The following is a 25,266-nucleotide window of genomic DNA, read 5'->3' as shown; positions in this document are numbered from 1 at the left end:
GGTACTGCAGGGGGGACCCTGTGGGAGAGTAGGACGCCGCCGAACAATCATTGGGAAAACCCCCGCACCTCACGGTGCGGGGGTTTTCTGCGTTTTACGCGTCCCTTTCGGGACGGCCCCTCACAGTCGTCCCGCCGCCTTGAGTGCCAGATACGCATCCGCCAGCGCCGGAGCCAGTTCCTCCGGAGTAGCGTCCACGACCGTAACGCCGTGTCGTCGGAGCTGCTCGGCCGTGCGGTGGCGTTCGGTTTGGGCCTGGGCCGCCGCCGCAGCCTCGTAGATGGCCTCCGCGTCACCGCGTGCAGTAGCCATGCGGGCGATGCGCGGGTCTGCCACCGATGCCACCAGAACCGTGTGGCGCTGGGTGAGCTGAGGAAGCACGGGGAGCAGTCCTGCCTCGACCGGGGCCGTGTCGAGCGTCGTGAGGAGCACGATCAGCGAGCGGCGGGGAGCCGTGCGGATGGCGGTGGCCGCGAGGCCTCGGGCGTCCGTCTCGACCAGTTCGGGTTCGAGCGTGGCCATCGCGTTGACGAGGGACGGTAGGACATCGCCGGCGGCCCGGCCCTGGACCAGGGCTCGAACCCGACGGTCGTAGGCGAGCAGGTCGACGCGGTCGCCGGCGCGGGACGCCAGTGCGGCGAGGAGGAGGGCCGCGTCCATGGAGGCGTCGAGGCGCGGGGCGTCGCCGACGCGGCCCGCAGAGGTGCGGCCGGTGTCGAGGACCAGGACGATGTGACGGTCTCTTTCGGGGCGCCAGGTGCGTACGGCGACCGTGGACTGGCGGGCTGTGGCGCGCCAGTCGATGGAGCGGGTGTCGTCGCCGGGGACGTACTCGCGCAGGCTGTCGAATTCCGTGCCCTCGCCGCGGGTGAGCACGCTGGTGCGGCCGTCGAGTTCGCGTAGGCGGGCGAGCTTTGAGGGCAGGTGCTTGCGGCTGTTGAACGGGGGCAGGACGCGTACCGTCCAGGGGACCTTGTGGGTGCCTTGGCGGGTGAAGAGGCCGAGGGGGCCGTACGAGCGGATCGTCACGCGGTCGGCCTGGCGGTCGCCGCGGCGGGTCGGTCGTAGACGTGTGGTGACGCGGCGGCGTTCTCCGGGGGGAACAGTCAGGTCGTGGCGGGAGGCTGTCGTCTCCGTGCCGGGCTGCCAGGCGCTGGGGGGCCAGGCGTCGCGGAGCTGGGCGCGTAGAGGACGGCGGCTGGGGTTGGTGACCGTGAGGGTGACGTCGGCGGATTCGCCCAGGCGTACCGAGGTGTCGCCGGAGCGGGTCAGGCCGAGGCGTCGTACGGGCGCGGCGAGGGCGAAGTCGCAGGCGCAGGCGACGGCCAAGGGGGCGTTGATCGCGAGGATGCCCGTCCAACTGGGTTCCCAGATGCCGACGGGGAGGGAGCCGAGGGCCGCGAGGAGCGCGGTGCGTCCGGTGAGTGCCATCAGCGGGGGACGGGGACGTGGGCGAGGACCGCGTTGATGACGGAGTCGGCGGTCACGTCTTCCATCTCGGCCTCCGCGCGCAGTTGTACGCGGTGGCGGAGGGTGGGGAGGGCGAGGGCCTTGACGTCGTCGGGGATGACGTAGTCCCGGCCTGTCAGCCAGGCCCACGCGCGTGCAGTGGCGAGGAGGGCGGTCGCGCCGCGCGGGGAGACGCCGAGGGTGAGGGACGGGGACTCGCGTGTGGCGCGGCAGATGTCCACCACGTAGGCGGTGATCTCGGGGGAGACCGTGGTCTTGCCGACTGCGGCGCGGGCGGCTTCCAGCTGGGTCGGGCCCGCCACGGGGCGTACCCCGGCGGCGCGCAGGTCGCGTGGGTTGAAGCCCGCGGCGTGGCGGGTGAGGACGTCGATCTCGTCCTGGCGGGAGGGGAGCGGGATCGTGAGCTTGAGGAGGAACCGGTCCAGCTGGGCTTCCGGGAGGGGGTAGGTGCCCTCGTACTCCACGGGGTTCTGGGTCGCGACGACGAGGAACGGGTCGGGGAGGGGGCGAGGAGTGCCGTCGACCGTGACCTGGCGTTCCTCCATGGCTTCCAGGAGGGACGACTGGGTCTTCGGGGGCGTGCGGTTGATCTCGTCGGCGAGGAGGAGGTTGGTGAAGACCGGGCCGGGCTGGAAGGAGAACTCGGCGACGCGGGTGTCGTAGACCAGGGAGCCGGTGACGTCGCTGGGCATCAGGTCCGGGGTGAACTGGACGCGCTTGGTGTCGAGTTCGAGTGCGGATGCGAGGGCGCGGACGAGCAACGTTTTGGCGACTCCGGGGACCCCTTCAAGGAGAACGTGTCCGCGGCAGAGGAGGGCGACGACGAGGCCGGTCACGGCGGGGTCCTGGCCGACCACGGCCTTGGCGATCTCGGCGCGCAGGGCCTCCAGGGAGGCGCGGGCGCTGCCGGGGTCCCCGGTGGGTCCGGCGTTGTCAGTGGTCGGGGCCATCATGGACGGCGTACCTCTCTTTCGAGGGCGTCGAGTTGGTCGGTGAGTGCGATCAGGGCCGCGTCGTCGCTGGGTGTCGGGCCGAAGAGTAGGGAGTGCAGGGACTGTCCGTCGCCGTGGAGGTGGGCGGACAGGGCGGGGAGCAGGGCCTCGGGTGTGTGGGCCTGGGAGGCGGGGATGCCTACGAGCAGGGCGAGGCGGGTGCGGGTGGTGGAGCGAAGAGCGGCGGCCGCGCGGTCGCGGGCGTTGGCCTTGTGGTAGAGGCGGGCGCGGCCTTCGACGGTTTCGGAGGCGCGGATCGCCACGGGGAGTTGTTCGGGTACGAGGGGGCCGAGTCGGCGTGCCCGCCAGAGTGCGGCCAGGGCTGCGGCGAGGAAGAGCTGCAGGGTGCCCCAGAGCCAGCCGGAGGGGAGCAGGTCGAAGAAGCCGCGCTCGTCGTCGGGTTCGGCGGCCGAGGTGTCGGAGAGCGACGGGAGGTACCAGACCAGATGGGGGCGCGAGCCGAGGAGTTGGAGGGCGAGCGAGGCGTTGCCCTGTTCGTCGAGGCGGTCGTTGAAGAGGATGTCGGGCGCGCCGAGGGCGACGGTGTCGCCGTTCCCGGCCTTGTCCGGGATGCGGACGAGGGTGGCGAGGCGCTCGCTGGGGTAGCACTTGTCGGCGTCGAGGTGGGTGGTGGTGTAGCGGACGCCTCCCGTTTCGGCGGTGCCCGCGCGCTGGGCGGCGGGCAGGCCGCATTGGGGGGAGAGCGCCGAGTCGAGGCTGGTGGCCGGGTCCGCGACGACGCCGGGAGCGAGTCTTCCGACGGACGGGCTGCCGGCGGCGACGAGGACGGTACGGCCGCCGGAGTTGGCCGTCGCCGAGTGCAGTCTGCTTTGTTGACGGTGTGTCAGCAGGTCCGGGACGGCCACCAGAAGGGTGGTGTCGGGGCCGACTGCGGCGCGCGCCTCGTCCAGCGTGGTGACCACGCGCGTGTCCACACCACGTTCGGAGAGGAGCACGGCGACGGCGCGGCTGCCGTAGGGGTCGACGGAGCGCGGGTCGAGGGAACCGTGTCGGGTGTCGGAGCGGACCACGGCGATCACGACGGCCGCCGCGAGAAGGAGGACGAGGGCCAGGGCGATACCTCGCCCGCGCGTCCACACCTGGCGGGCGGTGGGCGAGGCCGAGGTGGAAGGGAGCGTGGCCTCGGCGGTCATTCGGCGGCTCCCTGGCGGGCGTTGTCGGCCGTGCTGGGGGTGCTGCTCGTGAGCTGTGGCCGGGTGCGCTCCAGGTCGCGGTCGAGTTCGGCGATGCGGTGGTACGCCGGCTCGCTCGCGCTGCGGCCGCCGTACGTGACGTCGTCGAACTCCTCGGCGGCGGCGCGCAGTCGGTCCTTGTGGGCGGGCAGGGCGCGCCCGGCCTCGGCGGCCGCCTCGTCGGCGGTGCGGCCCGGCCGGATGTCGAGGAGGGCGCGTTCCTCGAGGGCGCGGACGATGGCTCGCATGCGTTCCTGGAGGGCCTGGGTCCAGTGGCCCTGGGCGGCGTGCGCTTCGGCGGCCGCGCGGTGTTCGGCGGCGCTGCGGGGGCGGTCGTCGAACAGGGCGGGGGCGGAGGTGGGTTGGCGGCGTGGGGTGCCGAGGCGCCACCACAGGGCGCCCAGGACCGCGAGGACGGCGAGGACGATGACGACGAGGCCTACCGTTCCGCCGGGTGTCGCTCCCGCGGCGGCGTTGAACAGCCCGTCGATCCAGTCCCAGAAGGCGTTGAGGGCACGTTGGAGCAGGCTGGGGTCGTTCTCGTGGTACATGCGCTTGGACAGCTCGCGTCGAGCCGCCTCCCGCGCGGGATCACGCGGGATCGTCAGCGGAGGCTCGTCGTCGGAGGCCGCCGAGGTGAGCACCGCTGTGTCGCCGGCGCGCAGCAGGGACCGTACGGCCGTTTCGGCGGCGCGTGGCAGTGCCGGCAGTGTTGTGAGAACTCCCCCCGCCAGGCTCACCCCATCAACTCCCCGGGGTGGTGCCGGGGGCGGTGGAGCCGTAGGACTGGACGCCGGCGGCGCGGGCCAGGTCGAGGTCGAGGGCCTCGCGGCGGATGCGCTGGTCGATGTAGAGGAGCACGGCGACGCCCGCCGAGATCGGGAAGGTGATCATGGAGCCGATCACCGCGCCGATGCCGCTGATGATGAGGTAGGTCCAGCCGAGGCCGGTGCCGCCGGTGGTGACGAAGCCGTTGATGCCGGAGTCGCTCAGGGCGGCGCCGAGGAAGGTGAAGGGGAGGACGATGATCGCCGCCAGGATGTAGGCGATGATCATGGCGAGCAGCTCGATGCCGAAGATCCGCCACCAGGAGCCGCGGACCAGCTTCGCGGAGCGGCTCATCGACTTCAGGATGCCCTGCTTCTCGAGCATCAGCGCGGGCGAGGCGAGGGAGAAGCGGATCATCAGCCACAGCGCGACGACGGTGGTGCCCAGCGTGCCGAGGACGGCGAGCGCGGCGCCCGCGTCACCGTTTCCGGCGATGCCCACGAGGATGCCGGGCAAGGCTCCTGCGAGACCGACGCCGAGCGCGATGATCACCAGCAGGAAGATCAGCCCGAACAGTTTCGGCACTCGGGGGCGGGCATCGCGCCAGGCCTCGCCGATGGTGACCGGCTTGCCGAGCACCGCGCGGCTCGTGACCGTGGTGAGCAGGGCGGTCGCCGTGATGGTGCCGATGAGGGTGACCACGAACAGGACGGCGGAGCTCAGCATGGCCGAGCCCATGGCGCTGGTCAGTTCGCTGAGGGTCGCGCTGGGGTCGTTGAGGGCGTCGGTGTCGACGCGGTTGTCGAGGACCAGGCCGCGGAGCAGTACGACGAGGATCTGCGTGACGACGGCGACGGTCAGCGAGATGCCCAGCACCGTGCGCCAGTGGGTGCGCATGGTGGACACCGCTCCGTCGAGGATCTCGCCCACGCCGAGCGGGCGGAGCGGGATGACGCCGGGCTTGGCCGCGGGGGGCGGGCCGCCCCACCCTGTGCCCCAGCCGGGGTAGCCGGCGGGGCCTGGGGCGCCGTAGCCGCCGCCGTATCCGCCGTAGCCCGCGCCGCCGGGGCCTGCTGGAGGCTGAGGGCCCCATGCCGGGCCGGGAGGGGGCGGTGGGGGAGCCTGGCCGTGGCTCGGAGGGCCGGTCGGGGCGGACCACTGGCCCGGGAGCGGCTGGTCCGTGGACCACTTCGCGCCGGCGGGCGGTTGGTTGGCGCCGTGCTGCGGGCCATGCTGGTTTGCACCCGGCTCGTCCGCGGGAGAGTTGGTGCCGGGGCGGTCGGCGGGCTCGGCAGGGCCGGACGCGCCGGGTTCCTGCCCGCCGGACGGGGCGGATCCGGGCGAGGCCCAGCCCGGAGTGTCGTTCATCGTCGCTCCTTCACGGTGCCCGTCCGCGGTCGCGGCGGCAGGTTGGCAGCCATCGTGCCATGGGGTGGTCGTGGGGGTACCGGCCGAGGTAGGGGCTGTGCACCTTCAATTGTCCGCCGGATTACGGGCAGACTGATCGCATGGCTGATCAGTACGCGCAATCCGGTGAGGACACGAAGCCGACCGAGATACCGGCGATCCGCTGGGAAGAGCCACCCGAAGGGCCCGTGGTGGTCCTGCTCGACCAGACAAGGCTGCCGACCGAGGAGGTCGACCTGGTCTGTACAGACGCGTCGGCGCTGGTGGAGGCGATCCGTTCGCTCGCCGTGCGCGGGGCACCGCTGCTCGGCATCGCGGGGGCCTACGGGGTCGCGCTCGCCGCAGCGCGCGGCTTCGATGTGGAGGAGGCCGCGGCGGCTCTGGCGGGTGCCCGGCCCACCGCGGTGAACCTCTCCGTCGGGGTGCGCAGGGCCCAGTCCGCCTACCAGGCCGAGATCGCCAGGAGCGGCGATCCCGGGCAGGCCGCCCTGGCCACTCTGGGGGCGGCGCGGGCGCTGCACCGGGAGGACGCCGAGGCCAGTGCCCGGATGGCCCAGCACGGGTTGGCGCTGTTGGACGAACTGGTGCCCGGTGGCCAGCGGATCCTGACGCACTGCAACACCGGTTCGCTCGTGTCGGGAGGCGAGGGGACGGCGTTCGCCGTGGCGCTCGCGGCGCACCGGGCGGGGCGGCTGCGGCGGCTGTGGGTCGACGAGACGCGTCCGCTGCTGCAAGGCGCTCGCCTGACGGCGTACGAGGCGGCTCGCAGCGGCATGGCGTACACCTTGCTCACGGACAACGCGGCCGGCTCGCTGTTCGCGGCCGGTGAGGTGGACGCGGTCCTGATCGGGGCGGACCGCATCGCGGCCGACGGTTCGGTGGCGAACAAGGTGGGGAGCTATCCCCTCGCGGTGCTCGCGCGGTACCACCATGTGCCGTTCATCGTGGTGGCACCGGTGACGACGGTGGACCCGGACACGCCGGACGGGGCGTCCATCGAGGTCGAGCAGCGCCCAGGCTTCGAGGTGACGGAGGTCACGGCGCCACAGGTGCAGGTGGCGGGAGCGGGCGGCGGGATTCCGGTGGCCCCGCTGGGGACCCAGGCGTACAACCCTGCGTTCGACGTGACGCCGCCCGAGCTGGTGACGGCGATCGTCACCGAAGAAGGTGCCATTTCGCCCGTGACCACCGAGGCTCTTGCCGAGCTCTGCAGCAGGTCACGCCAGGCGACGACGAGCTGATCGACGAGGAGGGCCCTTTCCCCACGGAATGGATGCGGGACGCATCGGGGAAGGGGCCCGCAAGGCTCACGTGCGGGCAGACAGTAGCGGCGCCCGACGTGGTTATTCCTCGTCCGTGCCTTTCTCAGGCTTCGTGCGGCCGACCTCCGCTGGGATGGCTTCCTGAGCACGAATGTGCAAAATGTCGCCGATGAACAGGTCGTAGACCAGGACTCCGATCACTCCGCCGATCAGCGGACCGACGATAGGAATCCAGAAGTAGCTACTGAAGGCGCCGGACAAGGTCCCCGGCATCGCCAGATCCTGCCAGCCTGCGGCCCATGTGAACAGGCGCGGGCCCAGGTCGCGGGCCGGGTTGATCGCGTAACCGGCGTTCGCTCCGTACGACATGCCGATCGCGGCTACGGCGAAGCCGACGATCAACGGGCCGAGGTTGGCTTTGACGGCGGTGTTGCGCAGGTCGACGATCGCCACGATCAGCAGCACCAGGAACATGGTGCCGACGATTTGGTCGATCAGGGGCCCCCAGATACCTCCGTTGAAGTACGGCGCGGGGAATGTGGCGAAGATGGAGAACGACGCGAGGGTGTGACCGTTGGTCTTCGGGCCCTTCATGGCGTCGTCGAAGGTGTTGATCGCGTCGTGGTAGACGGCGTAGACCAGCGCCGCGCCGGCGAACGCACCGGCCACCTGCGACAGCATGTACGGAGCGACCTTGACCCAGGCGAACTTGCGGCGCACCGCGAACGCCAAGGTCACCGCCGGGTTGAGGTGGGCGCCGCTGACTCCTCCGGCTACGTACACCCCCATGACGACGGCCAACCCCCAGCCCCAGGTGATCAGCAGCCAGTCCCCGGCCCCCAAGAAGAACGTGGTGGGTCCCGATGTGCGACCGGACCCCGGCAGGGCCGCGACCGCCATGGCCACCACACCGACTCCGAAAGAGATGAGAACAAAGGTCCCCAGGAACTCCGACAGGCATTCGCCCCACAGTCCGCCTCGGCGCCTGAGCCGAGAAGGTTTGATGAGAGGCGGTATTTCTACAGCCATGGGTCCTCCCAGACTCTCGTCCGGTCGCGCCGTAGCGCATTTGATCCCCTTATTTTGATCCCCTTATACAGAGCTTACGCCCGGTTTGTGATCTCGGCTCGGGGAACTGGGCACGCCTCTGCGGTGCAGCGAGGCGGCGTCGGCGATGGTCCAGGTGGCGCCAGGCTGAGAGCAGTGCTGACATCGACGGTTTTCAAGATCGCATACGGCTTGACTGGCCCATTGGTACTGGGACAGCACGGGCGTGTTGGTACTGGGACGGCACGGCGTGGTCAAAGATTGGCAGTCTCCTGGTCTTTCACTCTCCGTCTGCTGGGCTGTTTCTCGACAGCGGGTTCCTAGGGTCGTCGTCATCCCCCGGAGGTCAGGTTCACAGACCTTCGAACTCGCAGTGCTTCCCCTGTGTTTGGAGACACCCTGATGCGTGCTCTGCCCCGTCGTGCCGTGCTTGCCGCTCCCTGCGCCGTCCTGATGTTCGCGCTGGTCGCCTGTGGCGGTTCCGATTCCGGCTCCGACAGCTCCGATGCCGCGAACACCCAGCAGCAGGCCCAGAGCGCGGGTGGCGCCGAGGCGGGGGGTGAAGCCGCCGGAGACACCGACGACAAGCCGGAGCCCCCACTGACCGGCGACATCAAGCAGAAGGCCGAGGCCGCCGCGCTCGCCGCCTACCCGGGCACCGTCCTGAAGTCCGAGGAGGACGCGGAGAAGCCCGGCATGTACGCGGTCGAGGTGAAGCAGGGTGATGGCACCACGGTGGAGGTCTACCTCGACAAGTCCTTCAAGGTCACTGACACCAAGAAGGAAGGCACCGAGGAGGCCGAGGACGCGGGCTGACAGTCACGGCTCAGCCGCCGAAGGGTGACCAGGGGCGCGAGGACGGCGACGGCGCCGACAACCGACTCCCCGGTCGGCATCGTCCGACGTCCCGTCACCGCCGTCCGGCCGACTGCCTCAGCCCCGGTCGGCCGGACGGCACTCCCTCGTCCTGCGTCGTCCCGTACGTCTCTCCGGCCCTAGGGTCTTTCGTTTGGATCAGGCCAGGCTCGCGGGGCCCGGCACCGCGCCTCGCCGCGTTGTCGTCGGTCGGCAGGGCTCCGCCCTGCCGCCCTCCTCCGCCTTGCGATGCACGGCACCGGACCCCGCTCCCTGATCCGGCCTGATCCAAACGAAAGACCCTAGGTGGCTTCCCATGAACCCTCCAACTGCTCTGGCACGGCTGTGCGAGCCTTACGCCATGCGGCTGCTGCTCATCGAAGACGACGACCGAATCGCCGACCCCCTCACCGAGGGCCTGGGGCGCTACGGCTTCACCGTGGACCACGTCCGCACCGGCGCCGCCGGGCTCGCCGACTCCACAACAGCGCCGGACCTCGTCCTGCTCGACCTCGGCCTTCCCGACATGGACGGCCTCGATGTCTGCCGCAGCCTGCGCGCCCGCTCCGACGTCCCCATCATCATGATCACCGCACGGGGCGAGGAGGCGGACCGCATCGTCGGCCTCGAACTCGGCGCCGACGACTACCTCGCCAAGCCCTTCGGTGTACGGGAGCTGATCGCCCGTATCCGCGCCGTGACCCGGCGCGCCGGCGCCCCGGCTTACGCGGCTACCGGGTCGGCGGATGTGCCTGAGGCACGCCAAAGCACCCCTGGTGCACAGGTGTTGGGACCGCTGGCCATCAACCGCCGCACCCGTGAGGTTCACCTCGACGGCCGGGAAGTAGCCCTGGCCCCCCGTGAGTTCGACCTGCTTGCCTTCCTTGCCGACGACCCTGGGACGGTGTACTCACGCCAGCAGATCATGGACACGGTGTGGGACCCGCACTTCTTCGGCCCCACCAAGACCCTCGACGCCCACGTGGCTGCCTTGCGCCGCAAGCTCGGTGACGCGGCCTGGATCACCACCGCTCGGGGGGTCGGCTTCCGCCTCACCGTCCCCGGCGACCACACCGCCGCTGAGGAGGCCGGATGACCCGGCGTCTGCTGCTCAGCTATCTGGGCCTGGCCCTGCTTGTGCTGGCCGGGCTGGAGATACCCCTGGGCTTCATCTATGCCCGGGGCGAGACCTCCCGGGCTTCTCAGAGCTTGGAGCGTGACGCGTCCATGCTCGCCGAGGTCACCGAGGAGAACATAGAGAAGGGCGAGCTGGACGCGCTGCCCGAGGTGATCGGCGAGTATGCCGAGCGCACCAGTGCACGTGTCGTGGTCACCGACAAGCAGGGCACCGTCCTGGCGGACTCCGACCCCGCCGGCCGCACCGACATCAGCCTGGCCGCACAACCGGACATCGCCCGGGCTCTGCGCAACCAGCCCACCGTCACCACCACGACCGACAGCGCTGGAAACGACGTCTTGTCGGCCACCATGCCCGGCGCCTCGGGCACGACGATCCGTGGCACTCTGCGGGTGACGCTCCCTCTGTCCGAGGTCAGTGCGCGTGTCCACCGGATCTGGGGAGCTCTCGCCATGGCCGGGGCCTGCGTCCTCGCGGTGGTCGCGCTGGTCGCGTTCAGCCTGGCCCGGTGGATCACCCGGCCCCTGCGCACTTTGGAAGCCGCGACCACCCAGCTCGCCGAGGGACAGCTCACCAATCCGCCCGATGCCACCACCGGTCCGCCGGAGCTGCGCCGTCTGGCCGTCTCCTTCACCCACACCGCCACCCGTTTGCAGCATCTGCTGAAGGCGCAGCAGGCGTTCGCCTCGGAAGCCTCCCACCAGCTGAAAACGCCGCTGACCGGGCTGCGGCTGCGGTTGGAGAACTTCGAGCCCTACCTCGACCCGCGCGCCCACGGCAGCCTGGACGAAGCCGTCGGCGAGGTCGAACGCCTCGGCCGCATGGTCCAGGGCTTGCTCGCCCTGGCCCGCCTGGAGAACACCGCCACCACCCCGGAGCCTGTCGACCTCGACGCCGTCCTCGCCGACCGGGCAGCGATGTGGGAGCCACTGGCGGCCGAGCAGTACGTCACCCTCGACATCACCGGCCCAACCGTCGGCCACGTGTGGGCGATCCCCGGCGCCCTGGAACAGATCATCGACAACCTCGTCGCCAACGCCCTGCGCGTCTCCCCACCCAGCACCACCATCACCATGCACCGCGCCCCCGGCACTGAACTCCACATCGTCGACCAGGGCCCCGGCATGAACGAGGCCGACCGCGAACGCGCCTTCGACCGCTTCTGGCGCTCCTCCGACTCCCACCACGACGGCACCGGCCTCGGCCTGCCCATCGTCCGGCACCTTGTCGACGCCTCCGGCGGCACGATCACCCTGCATCCGGCCCCCGGCACCGGCCTCGACGCCCGCATCCGGCTGCGCCCCGCCACCGCGGGCACCCAGGGACCGCGCTCGGCGCGAGAGGACTTTCGCTCACCGAGAGCTCTCGGCCGCCGAACCCAGGCAGCGGGCCAACGGTGAAGTCATGGCACAGGCGTTCCAAACACACGGATGCCTGTAGCGGCGTACATCTCCGTAGCTCTGCGTGGTCGACCGAGACCCGCCAAGGGGAAGATCCCTCTGCGGGTGGTCATGTGCGGAACAAGGCGGCGCGGAAGCAGTCCCCCTGCGGCCAGGCTGATATCGGTGCTGACATCAACGTCGTCGGACTCGGGCAGACAGTGACGGCCCCATACGACTATCGTCACAGGCCAGTGACCTTCCCCACCAGCGCCCCGGTCACTGTTACGAGAATGGGATGATGTCGTTTATGAAGGGACGAGTCCTTGTCGTCGACGACGACACCGCACTGGCCGAGATGCTCGGCATTGTGCTGCGTGGTGAAGGTTTTGAACCGTCTTTCGTAGCTGACGGCGACAAGGCGCTGGCCGCTTTCCGGGAGGCGAAGCCGGATCTGGTTTTGCTGGATCTGATGCTGCCCGGCCGGGACGGCATCGAGGTGTGCCGTCTGATCAGGGCGGAGTCGGGTGTGCCGATCGTGATGCTCACCGCCAAGAGCGACACCGTGGATGTCGTCGTGGGCCTCGAGTCGGGTGCCGACGACTACATCGTGAAGCCGTTCAAGCCGAAGGAGCTTGTCGCCCGTATCCGGGCGCGGCTGCGGAGGTCGGAGGAGCCGGCGCCCGAGCAGCTCGCCATCGGGGACCTGGTCATCGATGTGGCCGGTCACTCGGTGAAGCGGGAGGGGCAGTCGATCGCGCTGACGCCGTTGGAGTTCGATCTGCTGGTCGCGCTCGCGCGCAAGCCATGGCAGGTGTTCACGCGTGAGGTGCTGCTCGAGCAGGTGTGGGGCTACCGGCACGCCGCGGACACCCGTCTGGTGAACGTGCATGTGCAGCGGCTGCGCTCCAAGGTCGAGAAGGACCCGGAGCGGCCGGAGATCGTGGTGACCGTTCGTGGTGTCGGATACAAGGCAGGGCCGAGCTGACATGTCAGGGGACAGTGCCGCTTCGGCCCCCGGCCGGTCCGGGGCCCGTCCGGAGCGGCCTGTCGGCCGGAAGACGGCGGGTTCGCGCTGGGGACGTTTCCTGGAGGGCGGGCTGCTGCAGGGCGGAGTCCAGGGCAGCCCGGTTCTCCGGCTCTTCCTGCGGTGGGTGCGCCGGCCGCTGCTGCCCGTCATGCGGCTGTGGCGGCGAAACATCCAGCTCAAGGTCGTCGTCACGACGCTGCTGATGTCGCTGGGCGTCGTTCTGCTGTTGGGCTTCGTCGTCATAGGGCAGGTGCGCAACGGGCTGCTGGACGCCAAGGTGAAGGCGTCGCAGAGCCAGGCCACCGGCGGGTTCGCGGTGGCCAAGCAGAAGGCCGACGAGGCCGCCGCCGGGACCGACGGCGATGCCTCCACGGTGGACGGGCGGCCCTCGCAGAACCTCACCGGGTGGATGAGCAGCCTCGTGTCGTCGCTCTCCAGCGGTGGTCAGGGCGCCTTCGACGTGGTGACCCTGCCCGCGGGTGACGACAGCGGCGGCGGACCTGGGCCGCGTGCGTCGGGTTTCGTGGACCCCAACAAGAGCGTGCCGCAAGCCCTGCGCGAGCGGATCAACGACAACACCTCAGCCGCCCAGAGCTACACGCGGATCATCTACAGCAACCAGAAGGACTCCCAGCCGGCGCTGGTCATCGGCAAGCAGGTCAACGACCCCAACGGTGACCCGTACGAGCTGTACTACCTCTTCCCGCTCACGCAGGAGGAGAAGTCGCTCAGCCTGGTCAAGGGCACGTTGGCGACCGCCGGGCTCTTCGTGGTCGTGCTCCTGGGGGCCATCGCCTGGCTCGTGGTGCGTCAGGTCGTCACGCCGGTGCGGATGGCCGCGGGGATCGCCGAGCGGCTCTCTGCGGGCCGTCTGCAGGAACGGATGAAGGTCACCGGCGAGGACGACATCGCGCGGCTCGGCGAGGCCTTCAACAAGATGGCGCAGAACCTGCAGCTGAAGATCCAGCAGCTGGAGGACCTGTCGAGGATGCAGCGGCGGTTCGTGTCGGACGTGTCGCACGAGTTGCGGACGCCGCTGACGACCGTGCGGATGGCGGCCGACGTCATCCACGACGCGCGGGTGGACTTCGACCCGGTGACCGCGCGGTCGGCGGAGCTGCTCGCCGACCAGCTCGACCGGTTCGAGACGCTGCTCGCGGACCTGCTGGAGATCAGCCGCTTCGATGCGGGAGCCGCGGCGCTGGAGGCCGAGCCGATAGACCTCAGGGAGGTCGTCCGCAGGGTCGTCAGCGGCGCCGAGCCGCTCGCCGACCGCAAGGGGACGACGATACGGGTCGTGGGCGACCAGCAGCCCGTCGTCGCCGAGGCCGACGCCCGGCGCGTGGAGCGCGTGCTGCGCAACCTCGTCGTCAACGCCGTCGAGCACGGCGAGGGCAGGGACGTCGTCGTCAAGCTCGCCGCGGCGGGCGGGGCGGTCGCGATCGCCGTGCGCGACTATGGAGTCGGGCTCAAACCCGGTGAGGCGACCCGGGTCTTCAGCCGTTTCTGGCGGGCCGACCCGGCACGCGCGCGTACCACCGGCGGTACGGGACTCGGGCTGTCGATCGCCCTGGAGGACGCGCGGTTGCACGGCGGCTGGCTGCAGGCCTGGGGCGAGCCGGGCGGTGGCTCGCAGTTCCGGTTGACGCTGCCGCGGACCGCGGACGAGCCGCTGCGGGGCTCGCCGATACCGCTGGAGCCCAAGGACTCACGTCGTAATCGTGGACTCGATGACGCCGGCCTGCCGCGTGGGGGCGGGGAGAAGTCGGCCACCGTGCCGGCGCAGCCTGCTGGTGGCAAGTCTTCACCGATCACCTCGCGGGACCCGATCACGCCGCGGCTGGCCACCGTGACACCCACGGCGGACCCGACGGCGCTGCCCGGCAACGGCGCGCGCGTGGTGCCGCGGCCCGGCGGAGGCACACGACGGCAGGACGACCGGTCCGCCACGGACACCGAACGCGGCGCGAACCCGGGCCGCGCGGACACCGGGCCGGAGGGCTCGAACCAGCATGGGGAGGCATTTCGTGGGCGCTGACCGCGAGGGGGGCTCCCGGCGTACGCCGGGGCGCGGGCGCGCGCTGGCGTACGCAGCCTGCGGGGTCGTACTGCTGGCGGGGTGTGCGTCGATGCCCGACAGCGGGGATCTGCGGGACGTCGAGTCCACGCCGCGGCAGGACACCCAGCTGCGGGTCTTCGCGATGCCGCCCTCGAAGGACGCGCCTCCCTCCGCGATCGTCCAGGGCTTCCTCGAGGCGCTGACCAGTGACGATCCGAAGTATGCGACGGCCCGCCAGTATCTGACCGGGCAGGCCGCGAAGGTCTGGCGCCCGGAGCAGTCGACGACCGTGCTCGCGGACGGGCCGGGCACCGAGGCCGACCGTTCGGGGGGCCGGGAGGACGGCAACGAGTACTCCTTCACGCTGACCGGCACCAAGGTGGCCGCGGTCGACGCCCAGCAGTCGTACGCGCCCGCCTCCGGGCCGTACAACCAGCCGGTGCACCTCACGAAGGACAAGAAGACCAGGCAGTGGCGCATCGACGCCCTGCCCCCGGGCGTGGTCATGGGCAAGTCGGACTTCCAGCGGAACTACATGTCCGTGAACAAGTACTACTTCGCCTCGAACGCCACGGTTGCGGCCTTGGCGGAGCCGACGGCCGTCGCCGATCCGGTTTTCGTACGGCGTCGTGTCAACCCCATGACCCAGGCGGTGGTCTCCCTGCTCAAGGGACCCACCACATGGCTCCAGCACGTCGTCCGGTCGAGCTTCCCCACCGGGACGGAGCTCAAGAAGGGCGTCACCTCGCTGACGCCCGACGACCAGGGCAAGCTGACCGTGCCGCTGAACGGGAAGGCCGCCCGGATCGGTGAGGGCCAGTGCAACGAGATGGCGGCCCAGCTCCTGTTCACGCTGCAGAACCTCACCCCCGCGGTGGACGACGTGGCGCTGCGGGCGGGCGACAAGCAGCTGTGCTCCCTCGCCGAGGAACGGGCCGTGGACGTCGCTGCGCGCGGGTCGACGCAACGTCCGGGGTACCTGTACTTCCTCGACGGTGAGCACCGGTTCGTACGGATCGCGAGCGCCAGCAGCGGCACGAAGGCCGAACGGGTGCCGGGCGCGCTGGGCGAGGGAGACAAGGCGCTGCGGTCGGTGGCGGTGTCGCGGGACGAGCAGTCCGCCGCCGGGGTCGGCCTCGACGGCAAGGCACTGTACGTGGGCGCGACGGTGTCGGGTGGTTCCGCGGACGAGGAGCCGGTGCTGCGCAGCCAGGGCAGGACCGAGACCGACCGGCTGACGGCGCCCAGCTGGGACGCGCAGGGTGATCTGTGGGTGGCCGACCGGGACCCCAAGCACCCGCGGCTGGTGGCGCTGCGCCACGGGGCCGGTGAACCGCTGGAGGTGCGCACTCCCGGGCTGGACGGGCGGATCAAGGCCGTGCGGCTGGCCGCGGACGGGGTGCGGATCGCGCTCGTCGTGGAGAAGGGCGGCAAGCAGTCCCTGCTCATCGGACGGATCGAGCGCGACGGGAAGGACACGGAGCGGCCGGTGATCTCGGTCCTCGAACTGAGGTCCGCGGCACCGGAGTTGGAAGAGGTCACGACCATGTCGTGGGCCGGTGACAGCCGGCTCGTGGTGGTCGGGCAGGAGCAGGGGGGCGTGCAGCAGATGCGGTACGTCCAGGTCGACGGCTCCACACCGGAGGGGCCGGCGCCCGCCGCGCTGACCGGGGTGCAGGAGATCGCCGCGGCCGACGACGACCGGGCGCCGCTGGTGGCCTACTCGCTGGACGGGATCGTACGACTGCCGTCCGGGGCGCAGTGGCAGAAGGTGGTCAAGGAAGGGTCGGGCCCGGTCTATCCGGGGTGAGTGCCGAGGAGACGGCCGCTTCTGTCCCGGGGGTTCGGGCCGGAGGCGGCCGTTTTGTTCGCCGCACTCGTGTGGGTGAGCGTCGTGTGGGCAATGCGTGGAGTTTTCCACAGGGGGTTTTCCACAGGGGTGGCCGGTCGGCGCGGGCGTTGGCACAGTGGAGGGCATGCGGCGGTTGTGGCAGGACCTCACCGACCTGGTGCTGCCGACCGAGTGCGGAGGCTGCGGCAGGCCTCGCACGGTGCTCTGCCCTGAGTGCCGTGCCGCCCTGAGCGGGGCCGTACCGCGCCGGGTGCGGCCGGCGCCGGAACCGCCCGGGCTGCCGGTGGTGCACGCGGCGGCCCGGTACGGGGACGCGGTGCGGGCCGTGCTGCTGGCTCACAAGGAACGGGGCGCCCTGTCGCTCGCGGGGCCGCTCGGCACGGCGCTGGCGGGAGCGGTGCGGGCTGGGCTCGCGGAGGCGCGGGCGCTGACGGCACCGGGAGCGGGAGTGCTGCTCGTACCCATTCCGTCCGCGCGTGCGGCGGTGCGGGCCAGGGGGCAGGATTCGGCGCGGCGGATCGCGCTCGCGGCGGCGGGCGAGTTACGACGGGCCGGGACACCGGCCCGGGTGCTGGCGGTGTTGCGACAGCGGCGGGCCGTGGCCGACCAGTCGGGGCTCAACTCCCGGCAGCGGCTGGACAATCTCGCGGGCGCGCTGACCGTGGTGCCCGGCGGGGCCCGGTTGCTTTCCGGCGGTCGGGTCGTGCTCGTCGACGACCTGATGACAACGGGGGCTTCGCTGACGGAGGCGGCGCGGGCCGTGCGGGCGGCGACGGTTCAAAGCCGTGCTGAGACGGGGCCGCGGTCGAGAGCGTATGGACGGGAGGCGGGGTCGAACTCGGCCGGTCTCGATGGGGTGAGGTCTGTGTATGCGGGTGTGGCATGGGAAAGCAGAAGGGAACGGATGGCGGAAGCCACGGAAGGGAGCACGGACCGGGAGGGTGCCGAGCCCGGAATGGCAGGAGTGAACGGCGGCGGTGTTGTGATCCGTGCGGCTGTGGTCGCGGCCATGTCAGATTCTTTCGAAATGAACCGGAACTGACAGTGAACTTGCATCGTTGCAGGTAATGAGAGGGCCAATTCACCTGAACGGAGGTACGCCGCAGTAGAGGGTGACGACATCCGTCCGGGCGAGATATGTTCGGTTGAGAGGGAAAGCCGCAGGCCACACCTCTTCTGTCCGAATGCCGTGCTGGGGTTTTCCGTAACCGCCCACAGCACATGGGGTGGAGATCTTGCCCATGGGGGAGCAGGAGGTGGACGTCACCGAGTCCTGAGGTTCCGGGGATCACCGGAGCCTGGTGCAAAAGGGAGATGCTCCGTCAACGAAGCGGAGCGACCCGGGAACGGAGTTCTGCGTGGACATCGTCGTCAAGGGCCGCAAGACCGAAGTGCCCGAGCGGTTCCGCAAGCACGTGGCCGAGAAGCTGAAGCTGGAGAAGATCCAGAGGCTCGATGCCAAGGTGATCAGCCTCGATGTCGAGGTGTCCAAGGAGCCGAACCCCCGACAGGCCGACCGTTGCGACCGAGTGGAGATCACGCTCCGCTCCCGCGGTCCGGTGATCCGGGCGGAGGCGGCAGCCAGCGATCCCTATGCGGCACTCGACCTGGCGGCGGAGAAACTGGACGCGCGGCTGCGCAAGCAGCACGACAAGCGTTACACGCGCAGGGGGGCACGCCGGCTCACGGCGGCAGAGGTCGCCGACCACGTTCCGGGAGTGGCGACGCTCAACGGCAACGGCCACCCCGTCCCGGCGGAAGAGACGGAAAGCGTGCCGACGAAGAAGATCGGCTCGCTCGAAGTGCAGGGCGACGGACCCCTCGTGGTGCGGGAGAAGACCCACGTCGCCGCTCCGATGACCCTCGACCAGGCTCTCTACGAGATGGAGCTGGTCGGGCACGACTTCTACCTCTTCGTCGACTCCGAGACGAAGGAACCCGCTGTCGTCTACCGACGGCACGCGTACGACTACGGCGTGATCCATCTCAGGACGGACACCATGGTCACCCACGCACACTCGCCCGAGGCGGGCGGCGCACTGGGTGGCTGACCTTCCTGGTGACAGCTGAGGCGGTGCCCCTGGAGCGCATGTGCGCCCCCAGGGGCACCCGTGTGCGCCCGTTACGCGCACCGGTTGTCACCGTGTTGTCGTCCGGGCATGGAATCATGGCCGCATCGACTCAACGGGTGGGTCGTTGCCTTGGGTTGGCGATGGCGCAGCACCACGGCCACAGCCTCAGGGGGAGGAACGATGGCGGACAGCTTCGGACCGATGCGTGACCGAGATGCCGACGAGGGCGTCGTCGGTGTGGGCCCGGACGCGGGCACTCCACGCAAGGAGCCGATCAGAGTCCTGGTGGTGGACGACCATGCTCTGTTCCGCCGTGGCCTGGAGATCGTGCTCGCGGCCGAGGAGGACATCCAGGTCGTCGGGGAGGCGGGCGACGGCGCCGAGGCCGTCGACAAGGCCGCCGACCTGCTGCCCGACATCATTCTGATGGACGTACGGATGCCGAAGCGCGGCGGTATCGAGGCGTGCACCTCCATCAAGGAGGTGGCTCCCAGCGCGAAGATCATCATGCTGACGATCAGCGACGAGGAAGCCGACCTCTACGACGCGATCAAGGCCGGCGCGACCGGCTATCTCCTCAAGGAGATCTCCACGGACGAGGTGGCCACCGCCATTCGCGCGGTCGCCGACGGGCAGTCGCAGATCAGCCCCTCCATGGCGTCGAAGCTGCTCACCGAGTTCAAGTCGATGATCCAGCGGACGGACGAGCGCCGGCTGGTGCCCGCGCCACGGCTGACGGACCGTGAGCTGGAGGTCCTCAAGCTCGTGGCCACCGGAATGAACAACCGGGACATCGCCAAGGAGTTGTTCATCTCCGAGAACACCGTGAAGAACCATGTGCGCAACATCCTGGAGAAGCTGCAGCTGCACTCCAGGATGGAGGCGGTGGTCTACGCGATGCGGGAGAAGATCCTCGAGATCCGGTGAGCCCTGGGCTGAGGCCGAGGCCGAGGCCGAGGCCGAGGCTCAGGCGAGTATGCGGGTGAGCTCCCTGGTGAGAGGCTCACGCAGCTCGGGGGCGGCCACGCGTTCCACGCGTACGTCCGTGCAGTCCACCCAGCTCGCCGCCTCGGCCAGGGCCTGCGCCACCGCCGGGACCGCGTTCGGGCCGTCCAGGGTGATCTGTTTGGCGACCAGGGTGCGGCCCTCGCGGGCCGGGTCCACGCGCCCGACGAGGTGGCCGCCGGCGAGGACCGGCATCGCGAAGTAGCCGTGGACACGCTTCGGCTTGGGGACGTAGGCCTCCAGGCGGTGGGTGAAGCCGAAGAGGCGTTCCGTGCGCGCCCGTTCCCAGATCAGGGAGTCGAACGGGGACAGCAGCGTGGTGCGGTGGCGGCCGCGCGGGGGTGTCTCCAGGGCCGCCGGGTCGGCCCAGGCGGGCTTGCCCCAGCCTTCGACCGTCACCGGGATCAGGCCCGAGTCGGCGATCACCTGGTCGACCTGATCGCCCTTGAGGCGGTGGTAGTCGGCGATGTCCGCGCGGGTGCCGACGCCGAGAGACTGGCCGGCGAGGCGGACCAGGCGGCGCAGGCACTCGGTGTCGTCCAGCTCGTCGTGCAGCAGGGCTTCGGGGACGGCGCGCTCGGCGAGGTCGTAGACGCGCTTCCAGCCGCGGCGTTCGACGCAGACCACTTCGCCGTACATCAGGGCGCGTTCGACGGCGACCTTCGTGCCCGACCAGTCCCACCACTCGCTGGTCTTCTTCGCGCCGCCCAACTCCGTGGCGGTGAGGGGGCCCTCGGAGCGGAGCTGCTTGATGACCTGGTCGTAGGTGCCGTCGGGGAGGTCGTGGTTCCACTGCGGGCGGTTGCGGTAGGCGCGGCGGCGGAAGGCGAAGTGGGGCCACTCCTCGATGGGGAGGATGCAGGCGGCGTGGGACCAGTACTCGAAGGCGTGGGTGTCCTGCCAGTAGGCGCTCTCGACTGTTCTGCGGCCTACTGCGCCGAGGCGGGCGTAGGGGATGAGTTCGTGGGAGCGGGCGAGGACGGAGATGGTGTCGAGCTGGACCGCGCCCAGATGGCGGAGGACGCCGCGGACGCCGGAGCGGCGGTCGGGGGCGCCGAGGAAGCCTTGGGCTTTCAGGGCGATGCGGCGGGCTTCGTCTGCCGAGAGGGTGGTTGTGGGGCGCGGGGTCGTCATGGGTCGCACGATAGGGGGTGGGTCTGACAGTGGGCGGGTTGGCGCCGGGCGGGGGTGGGCCGCGCAGCCCGGCGCTTACGGGGTTCCGTCCGCGCCCACCCGTGCCGCCCCAGCGGCACGACTGCCCGCGGGCCAGCGGCGTGGCTGAGCGCTGCGCGTGCCCGCGGACCAGTGGGGTGGTTGGGCAGCGCGCGTGCTCGATGACCAGTCGAGTGGTTGGGCGGTGGGTGCGGTTGTGGGTGGGCGGTTATGTGCGGGCCGGTAGGTACGGGGCCGTTGAGGGGAGGTTCAGGTCTGAGGGGAGTAGGGAGCCCACCCAGCAGTCTCGACGGATGCCCTTGTTGTTGATGGCGGAGCGGAGGGTGCCTTCGATGGTGAAGCCGGTGTGTTCGGCCACCGCGCGGGAGGCGGTGTTGCCGACTTCGGCTCGCCATTCGACGCGGTCCACGGCGAGATGGGTGAAGGCCCAGCGGGAGGCGGTGAGGGCGGCCTCGGCGGTGTAGCCGTTGCCGCGGTGTTCCTTGGCGGCCCAGAAGCCGATCTCGGCGGAGCCCAGGGAGCGCATGGTGAGGCTGAGCATGCCCACCAACTCCCCTTCGGGGAGGAAGACGCCGAACGTGAACATCGAGGAGTCGGCCCAGCCGTCCGGGACCAGTTGTTCTGTGAAGCTCTCGGCGTGTTCACGGTGGTACGGGGAGGGAATGGTCGTCCACCGCTGAATGTCGGGGTCCTGGGCGGCGGCGTACACGGCGTCGGTGTCCTGGGGGCCGACCGTGCGCAGGACGAGACGGTCGGTGGTGAGCGTCACGGGTTCCATCGGCCGATTCTGCTCGGGGGTGCGCCGCGCCGCCAATCCCTTTTGCGCTGGGTGAGCGAGCGATCACATTTCGCGCAATTCGTCGGTGGTACGCGGCACCATCAGAGGGCCCCGGCCGTTGTGCCCTTTGAAGCGGATGTGCGGGCCTCCCGACGCGGTGGGGTCCTCGCATACGATGGCCGTTGCTCAGTAAGTCAAATGGAAACCGACCGTCCCAGGCCCGACCGGCAAGGAGACCAACCCCCGTGTCCGTCCTCTCGAAGATCATGCGTGCAGGCGAAGGCAAGATCCTGCGCAAGCTGCACCGCATCGCGGACCAGGTCAACTCCATCGAAGAGGACTTCGTCGACCTCTCCGACGCCGAGCTGCGAGCCCTCACCGATGAGTACAAGCAGCGGTACGCCGACGGCGAGAGCCTTGACGACCTGCTCCCCGAGGCGTTCGCCACGGTCCGTGAGGCCGCCAAGCGCGTCCTCGGCCAGCGGCACTACGACGTCCAGATGATGGGCGGCGCCGCCCTGCACATGGGATACGTGGCCGAGATGAAGACCGGTGAGGGCAAGACCCTGGTCGGCACGCTGCCCGCGTATCTGAACGCCCTCTCCGGAGACGGCGTCCACCTCATCACGGTCAACGACTACCTGGCCGAGCGCGACTCCGAGATGATGGGCCGTGTCCACCGGTTCCTCGGCCTCACCGTCGGCTGCATCCTCGCCAACATGACGCCGGCCCAGCGCCGCGAGCAGTACAACTGCGACATCACCTACGGCACGAACAACGAGTTCGGCTTCGACTACCTGCGCGACAACATGGCGTGGTCCAAGGACGAGCTCGTCCAGCGCGGCCACAACTTCGCCATCGTCGACGAGGTCGACTCCATCCTCGTCGACGAGGCCCGTACGCCGCTGATCATCTCCGGCCCGGCCGACCAGGCCACCAAGTGGTACGGCGACTTCGCCAAGCTGGTCACGCGCCTGAAGAAGGGCGAGGCGGGCAACCCCCTCAAGGGCCTCGAGGAGACCGGCGACTACGACGTCGACGAGAAGAAGCGCACGGTCGCCATCCACGAGTCCGGTGTCAGCAAGGTCGAGGACTGGCTGGGCATCGACAACCTCTACGAGTCGGTGAACACCCCGCTCGTGGGCTACCTGAACAACGCCATCAAGGCCAAGGAACTCTTCAAGAAGGACAAGGACTACGTCGTCATCGACGGCGAAGTCATGATCGTCGACGAGCACACCGGCCGTATCCTCGCCGGCCGCCGCTACAACGAGGGCATGCACCAGGCGATCGAGGCGAAGGAAGGGGTGGACATCAAGGACGAGAACCAGACGCTCGCCACGATCACCCTGCAGAACTTCTTCCGCCTCTACGGCAAGCTGTCCGGCATGACGGGTACGGCGATGACCGAGGCCGCCGAGTTCCACCAGATCTACAAGCTCGGCGTGGTCCCGATCCCGACGAACAAGCCGATGGTCCGCAAGGACCAGTCGGACCTGATCTACCGCACCGAGGTCGCGAAGTTCGAGGCGGTCGTCGACGACATCGCCGAGAAGCACGAGAAGGGCCAGCCGATCCTCGTCGGTACGACGTCGGTCGAGAAGTCCGAGTACCTGTCGCAGCAGCTCAGCAAGCGCGGCATCCAGCACGAGGTGCTGAACGCCAAGCACCACGAGCGTGAGGCGTCGATCGTCGCCCAGGCCGGCCGCAAGGGCGCCGTCACCGTGGCCACCAACATGGCCGGCCGTGGTACGGACATCAAGCTCGGCGGCAACCCCGAGGACCTCGCCGAGGCGGAGCTGCGTCAGCGCGGCCTCGACCCCGAGGAGCACATCGAGGAGTGGGCGCACGCCCTGCCCGAGGCCCTGGAGAAGGCCGAGCAGGCCGTCAAGGCCGAGAAGGACGAGGTCGAGGAGCTCGGCGGCCTCTATGTGCTGGGCACCGAGCGGCACGAGTCGCGTCGTATCGACAACCAGCTGCGCGGTCGTTCCGGCCGTCAGGGCGACCCGGGCGAGTCCCGCTTCTACCTGTCCCTCGGTGACGACCTGATGCGTCTGTTCAAGGCGCAGATGGTCGAGCGCGTGATGTCGATGGCGAACGTCCCGGACGACGTGCCGATCGAGAACAAGATGGTCACGCGCGCGATCGCGTCCGCCCAGTCGCAGGTCGAGCAGCAGAACTTCGAGACCCGTAAGAACGTCCTCAAGTACGACGAGGTCCTCAACCGTCAGCGCGAGGTCATCTACGGCGAGCGGCGCCGTGTCCTGGAGGGCGAGGACCTGCAGGAGCAGGTCCACCACTTCATGGACGACACGATCGACGCGTATGTCGCCGCCGAGACCGCCGAGGGCTTCGCCGAGGAGTGGGACCTGGACCGGCTGTGGGGCGCCTTCAAGCAGCTCTACCCGGTGAAGGTCACCGTCGAGGAGCTGGAGGACGCGGCCGGCGACCGGGCCGGGCTGACCGCCGAGTTCATCGGCGAGTCCATCAAGGACGACATCCGCGAGCAGTACGACGCGCGTGAGGCGCAGCTCGGCTCCGAGATCATGCGTGAGCTGGAGCGCCGGGTCGTGCTGTCGGTCCTGGACCGCAAGTGGCGCGAGCACCTCTACGAGATGGACTACCTCCAGGAGGGCATCGGCCTGCGCGCGATGGCCCAGAAGGACCCGCTGGTCGAGTACCAGCGCGAGGGCTTCGACATGTTCGCCGCGATGATGGACGGCATCAAGGAGGAGTCCGTCGGCTACCTGTTCAACCTGGAGGTCCAGGTCGAGCAGCAGGTCGAGGAGGTCCCGGTCGAGGAAGCCAAGCCGGCGGCCGAGGGACCGAAGGACGCGGTTCCGGCGCAGGCGGGTTCCCGTCCCGAGATCCGTGCGAAGGGGCTGGACGCCCCGCAGCGGCGGGACCTGCACTTCTCGGCGCCGACCGTGGACGGTGAGGGCGGTGTCGTCGAGGGTGACTTCGCCGACGACGAGGAGCCGGTACGTTCCGAAGCCGACGGCCTCACGCGCGCGGAGCGGCGCAAGCAGGCCAAGGGCGGGCGTCGCCGCAAGAAGTGACGGTGCGGCCGCTGGGCCGTAGCTGTGGAAGGGCCGGGTCACCTGAGGGTGCCCGGCCCTTTTTGCGTCAGCCGTCAGCCGTCAGCCCTTCCGTCGTCATTCGTCGTCCGGGCTGGGCCTGCGCGGGCCGCCCAGTTCCACCGCCGTGCAGCGCCAGCGGCGGTCCCGGCCCAGTTCCAGGCGGAAGGCCATGGCACGCAGCCGGTCGCCGGCGCCGATGCGTGCGAAGGCCTCGATGGCGCCGGGGCGGGGGCTCTCGTAGCCGATGTCCCGGATGACGGGGCGGGAGCCTCGGGTGGTCCGCAGGGGGCCGCGTTCGGCGAGCCAGGCGAGTTCGTCGTAGGCGCGGCCCGCGGTGAGGCCGAGCATGTAGTGGACGGGGCGCTGGCCGCTGAGTACCGCGAGGAGGCGGTCGGCGAAGACGTCGGTGGGGCGGAGTTGGGCGAGGGGCCGGCGGGGGGACTGGGCGGGGACGCGCGGGTCGGTGTCGGGAGCGGTGACGTACGGCTCGGCGTCGGCAGTGGTGGCGGCGATGGTTCCTGCGGCGTTCACGGCCCTTCCGGCGGCCGTCGCGCCTCGGCCCGGGCCGGACGCCGGGCGGGTGTCCGCGGGGCGCGTACGTGCGCGGCCGGCCGCCTTCGAGTGGCCTGGTGGGCGGCCACCGCCGGGTGCCGTGCGGGGCCTGCCGCCGCCCGGGGGGCGGGGAGGGGCGGCGGGTGCGGGGGTT

At 70.2% G+C, this 25,266-nt stretch carries 20 protein-coding genes; 11 read left to right on the top strand and 9 right to left on the bottom strand.

Annotation, left to right across the window (positions count from 1 at the left end; all coding sequences use genetic code 11):
• Window positions 1-120: 120 nt before the first annotated feature.
• From AC067M_RS28780 to AC067M_RS28760, 5 genes are read right to left on the bottom strand one after another with little or no spacing between them, the layout of a single operon-like run.
• Entirely contained in the window at window positions 121-1,431 is a 1,311-nt protein-coding gene (locus AC067M_RS28780) for a DUF58 domain-containing protein (RefSeq protein WP_478699940.1), read from the bottom strand.
• Complete coding sequence (locus AC067M_RS28775) at window positions 1,431-2,423, bottom strand: AAA family ATPase (protein WP_478699939.1); 993 nt, start codon at window positions 2,421-2,423, stop codon at window positions 1,431-1,433. The genes AC067M_RS28780 and AC067M_RS28775 overlap by 1 nt, the downstream gene beginning before the upstream one ends.
• Entirely contained in the window at window positions 2,420-3,616 is a 1,197-nt protein-coding gene (locus tag AC067M_RS28770; RefSeq protein ID WP_478699938.1) for a DUF4350 domain-containing protein, read from the bottom strand. The genes AC067M_RS28775 and AC067M_RS28770 overlap by 4 nt, the downstream gene beginning before the upstream one ends.
• Complete coding sequence (locus tag AC067M_RS28765) at window positions 3,613-4,395, bottom strand: DUF4129 domain-containing protein (protein WP_478699937.1); 783 nt, start codon at window positions 4,393-4,395, stop codon at window positions 3,613-3,615. Before AC067M_RS28765 ends, AC067M_RS28770 begins: the two co-directional genes overlap by 4 nt.
• Window positions 4,396-4,399: 4 nt before the next feature.
• On the bottom strand, window positions 4,400-5,791 hold the full coding sequence (locus tag AC067M_RS28760; protein WP_478699936.1) for a DUF7847 domain-containing protein: 1,392 nt from the start codon (window positions 5,789-5,791) through the stop codon (window positions 4,400-4,402).
• Window positions 5,792-5,931: 140 nt separating this feature from the next.
• Here AC067M_RS28760 and mtnA point away from each other — a divergent pair, with 140 nt between their 5' ends.
• Window positions 5,932-7,071 (top strand): S-methyl-5-thioribose-1-phosphate isomerase, encoded by a 1,140-nt coding sequence (mtnA, locus tag AC067M_RS28755; RefSeq protein WP_478699935.1) that lies wholly within the window; start codon window positions 5,932-5,934, stop codon window positions 7,069-7,071.
• A 102-nt stretch (window positions 7,072-7,173) separates the two neighbouring features.
• Here mtnA and AC067M_RS28750 read toward each other — a convergent pair whose 3' ends face one another.
• On the bottom strand, window positions 7,174-8,121 hold the full coding sequence (locus AC067M_RS28750) for an MIP/aquaporin family protein (protein ID WP_478699934.1): 948 nt from the start codon (window positions 8,119-8,121) through the stop codon (window positions 7,174-7,176).
• Between the two features lie 420 nt (window positions 8,122-8,541).
• On the opposite strand from AC067M_RS28750, the gene AC067M_RS28745 reads away from it, so the two are divergent.
• The 9 genes from AC067M_RS28745 to AC067M_RS28705 all read left to right on the top strand — a co-directional run bounded on the left by AC067M_RS28745 (window position 8,542) and on the right by AC067M_RS28705 (window position 19,451).
• A complete protein-coding gene (locus AC067M_RS28745; protein WP_478699933.1) occupies window positions 8,542-8,955 on the top strand; it encodes a PepSY domain-containing protein in 414 nt (137 codons plus the stop codon).
• A 400-nt stretch (window positions 8,956-9,355) separates the two neighbouring features.
• Window positions 9,356-10,090, top strand: a complete 735-nt coding sequence (locus AC067M_RS28740; RefSeq protein WP_478699948.1) for a response regulator transcription factor — start codon at window positions 9,356-9,358, stop codon at window positions 10,088-10,090.
• A complete protein-coding gene (locus tag AC067M_RS28735) occupies window positions 10,087-11,532 on the top strand; it encodes a sensor histidine kinase (RefSeq protein WP_478699932.1) in 1,446 nt (481 codons plus the stop codon). Before AC067M_RS28740 ends, AC067M_RS28735 begins: the two co-directional genes overlap by 4 nt.
• 277 nt (window positions 11,533-11,809) lie before the next feature.
• Window positions 11,810-12,499, top strand: a complete 690-nt coding sequence (gene mtrA, locus AC067M_RS28730) for a two-component system response regulator MtrA (RefSeq protein WP_187281934.1) — start codon at window positions 11,810-11,812, stop codon at window positions 12,497-12,499.
• 1 nt (window position 12,500) lies between these two features.
• Complete coding sequence (gene mtrB / locus AC067M_RS28725; RefSeq protein ID WP_478699931.1) at window positions 12,501-14,579, top strand: MtrAB system histidine kinase MtrB; 2,079 nt, start codon at window positions 12,501-12,503, stop codon at window positions 14,577-14,579.
• Window positions 14,569-16,410, top strand: coding sequence for an LpqB family beta-propeller domain-containing protein (locus AC067M_RS28720; protein WP_478699930.1), 1,842 nt, complete (start codon window positions 14,569-14,571; stop codon window positions 16,408-16,410). Before mtrB ends, AC067M_RS28720 begins: the two co-directional genes overlap by 11 nt.
• A 166-nt stretch (window positions 16,411-16,576) precedes the next feature.
• Complete coding sequence (locus AC067M_RS28715; RefSeq protein WP_478699929.1) at window positions 16,577-17,494, top strand: ComF family protein; 918 nt, start codon at window positions 16,577-16,579, stop codon at window positions 17,492-17,494.
• Window positions 17,495-17,810: 316 nt separating this feature from the next.
• Window positions 17,811-18,503, top strand: coding sequence for a ribosome hibernation-promoting factor, HPF/YfiA family (gene hpf / locus AC067M_RS28710; protein ID WP_037675250.1), 693 nt, complete (start codon window positions 17,811-17,813; stop codon window positions 18,501-18,503).
• Between the two features lie 201 nt (window positions 18,504-18,704).
• Window positions 18,705-19,451: a response regulator gene (locus AC067M_RS28705; protein ID WP_478699928.1), complete on the top strand. Its 747-nt coding sequence runs from the start codon at window positions 18,705-18,707 to the stop codon at window positions 19,449-19,451.
• 39 nt (window positions 19,452-19,490) lie between these two features.
• Here AC067M_RS28705 and AC067M_RS28700 read toward each other — a convergent pair whose 3' ends face one another.
• Both AC067M_RS28700 and AC067M_RS28695 read right to left on the bottom strand, forming a co-directional pair.
• Complete coding sequence (locus AC067M_RS28700; protein WP_478699927.1) at window positions 19,491-20,663, bottom strand: winged helix-turn-helix domain-containing protein; 1,173 nt, start codon at window positions 20,661-20,663, stop codon at window positions 19,491-19,493.
• A 247-nt stretch (window positions 20,664-20,910) separates the two neighbouring features.
• The gene (locus AC067M_RS28695) at window positions 20,911-21,480 is read right to left on the bottom strand and encodes a GNAT family N-acetyltransferase (RefSeq protein ID WP_478699926.1); all 570 of its coding nucleotides are present in this window, start codon (window positions 21,478-21,480) and stop codon (window positions 20,911-20,913) included.
• A gap of 245 nt (window positions 21,481-21,725) precedes the next feature.
• Between AC067M_RS28695 and secA the strand changes: the two genes are divergently transcribed.
• On the top strand, window positions 21,726-24,539 hold the full coding sequence (secA, locus tag AC067M_RS28690) for a preprotein translocase subunit SecA (protein WP_478699925.1): 2,814 nt from the start codon (window positions 21,726-21,728) through the stop codon (window positions 24,537-24,539).
• A 96-nt stretch (window positions 24,540-24,635) separates the two neighbouring features.
• On the opposite strand, the gene AC067M_RS28685 is transcribed toward secA, so the two are convergent.
• The gene (locus AC067M_RS28685; protein WP_478699924.1) at window positions 24,636-25,091 is read right to left on the bottom strand and encodes an Rv3235 family protein; all 456 of its coding nucleotides are present in this window, start codon (window positions 25,089-25,091) and stop codon (window positions 24,636-24,638) included.
• Window positions 25,092-25,266: the final 175 nt, after the last annotated feature.

The sequence above is a fragment of the Streptomyces sp. NPDC043427 genome (genome assembly GCF_056436655.1).
The sequence above is the reverse complement of the archived record's forward strand: the minus strand, read 5'-3'. Positions and strand labels throughout refer to the sequence as shown.

Coding starts and splice junctions, on each gene's coding strand:
- AC067M_RS28780 (WP_478699940.1), bottom strand. CDS start 1,431: ATGGCACTCACCGGACGCACCGCGCTCCTCGCGGCCCTCGGCTCCCTC.
- AC067M_RS28775 (WP_478699939.1), bottom strand. CDS start 2,423: ATGATGGCCCCGACCACTGACAACGCCGGACCCACCGGGGACCCCGGC.
- AC067M_RS28770 (WP_478699938.1), bottom strand. CDS start 3,616: ATGACCGCCGAGGCCACGCTCCCTTCCACCTCGGCCTCGCCCACCGCC.
- AC067M_RS28760 (WP_478699936.1), bottom strand. CDS start 5,791: ATGAACGACACTCCGGGCTGGGCCTCGCCCGGATCCGCCCCGTCCGGC.
- mtnA (WP_478699935.1), top strand. CDS start 5,932: ATGGCTGATCAGTACGCGCAATCCGGTGAGGACACGAAGCCGACCGAG.
- AC067M_RS28750 (WP_478699934.1), bottom strand. CDS start 8,121: ATGGCTGTAGAAATACCGCCTCTCATCAAACCTTCTCGGCTCAGGCGC.
- AC067M_RS28745 (WP_478699933.1), top strand. CDS start 8,542: ATGCGTGCTCTGCCCCGTCGTGCCGTGCTTGCCGCTCCCTGCGCCGTC.
- AC067M_RS28740 (WP_478699948.1), top strand. CDS start 9,356: ATGCGGCTGCTGCTCATCGAAGACGACGACCGAATCGCCGACCCCCTC.
- AC067M_RS28735 (WP_478699932.1), top strand. CDS start 10,087: ATGACCCGGCGTCTGCTGCTCAGCTATCTGGGCCTGGCCCTGCTTGTG.
- mtrA (WP_187281934.1), top strand. CDS start 11,810: ATGATGTCGTTTATGAAGGGACGAGTCCTTGTCGTCGACGACGACACC.
- mtrB (WP_478699931.1), top strand. CDS start 12,501: ATGTCAGGGGACAGTGCCGCTTCGGCCCCCGGCCGGTCCGGGGCCCGT.
- AC067M_RS28715 (WP_478699929.1), top strand. CDS start 16,577: ATGCGGCGGTTGTGGCAGGACCTCACCGACCTGGTGCTGCCGACCGAG.
- AC067M_RS28705 (WP_478699928.1), top strand. CDS start 18,705: ATGGCGGACAGCTTCGGACCGATGCGTGACCGAGATGCCGACGAGGGC.
- AC067M_RS28700 (WP_478699927.1), bottom strand. CDS start 20,663: ATGACGACCCCGCGCCCCACAACCACCCTCTCGGCAGACGAAGCCCGC.
- AC067M_RS28695 (WP_478699926.1), bottom strand. CDS start 21,480: ATGGAACCCGTGACGCTCACCACCGACCGTCTCGTCCTGCGCACGGTC.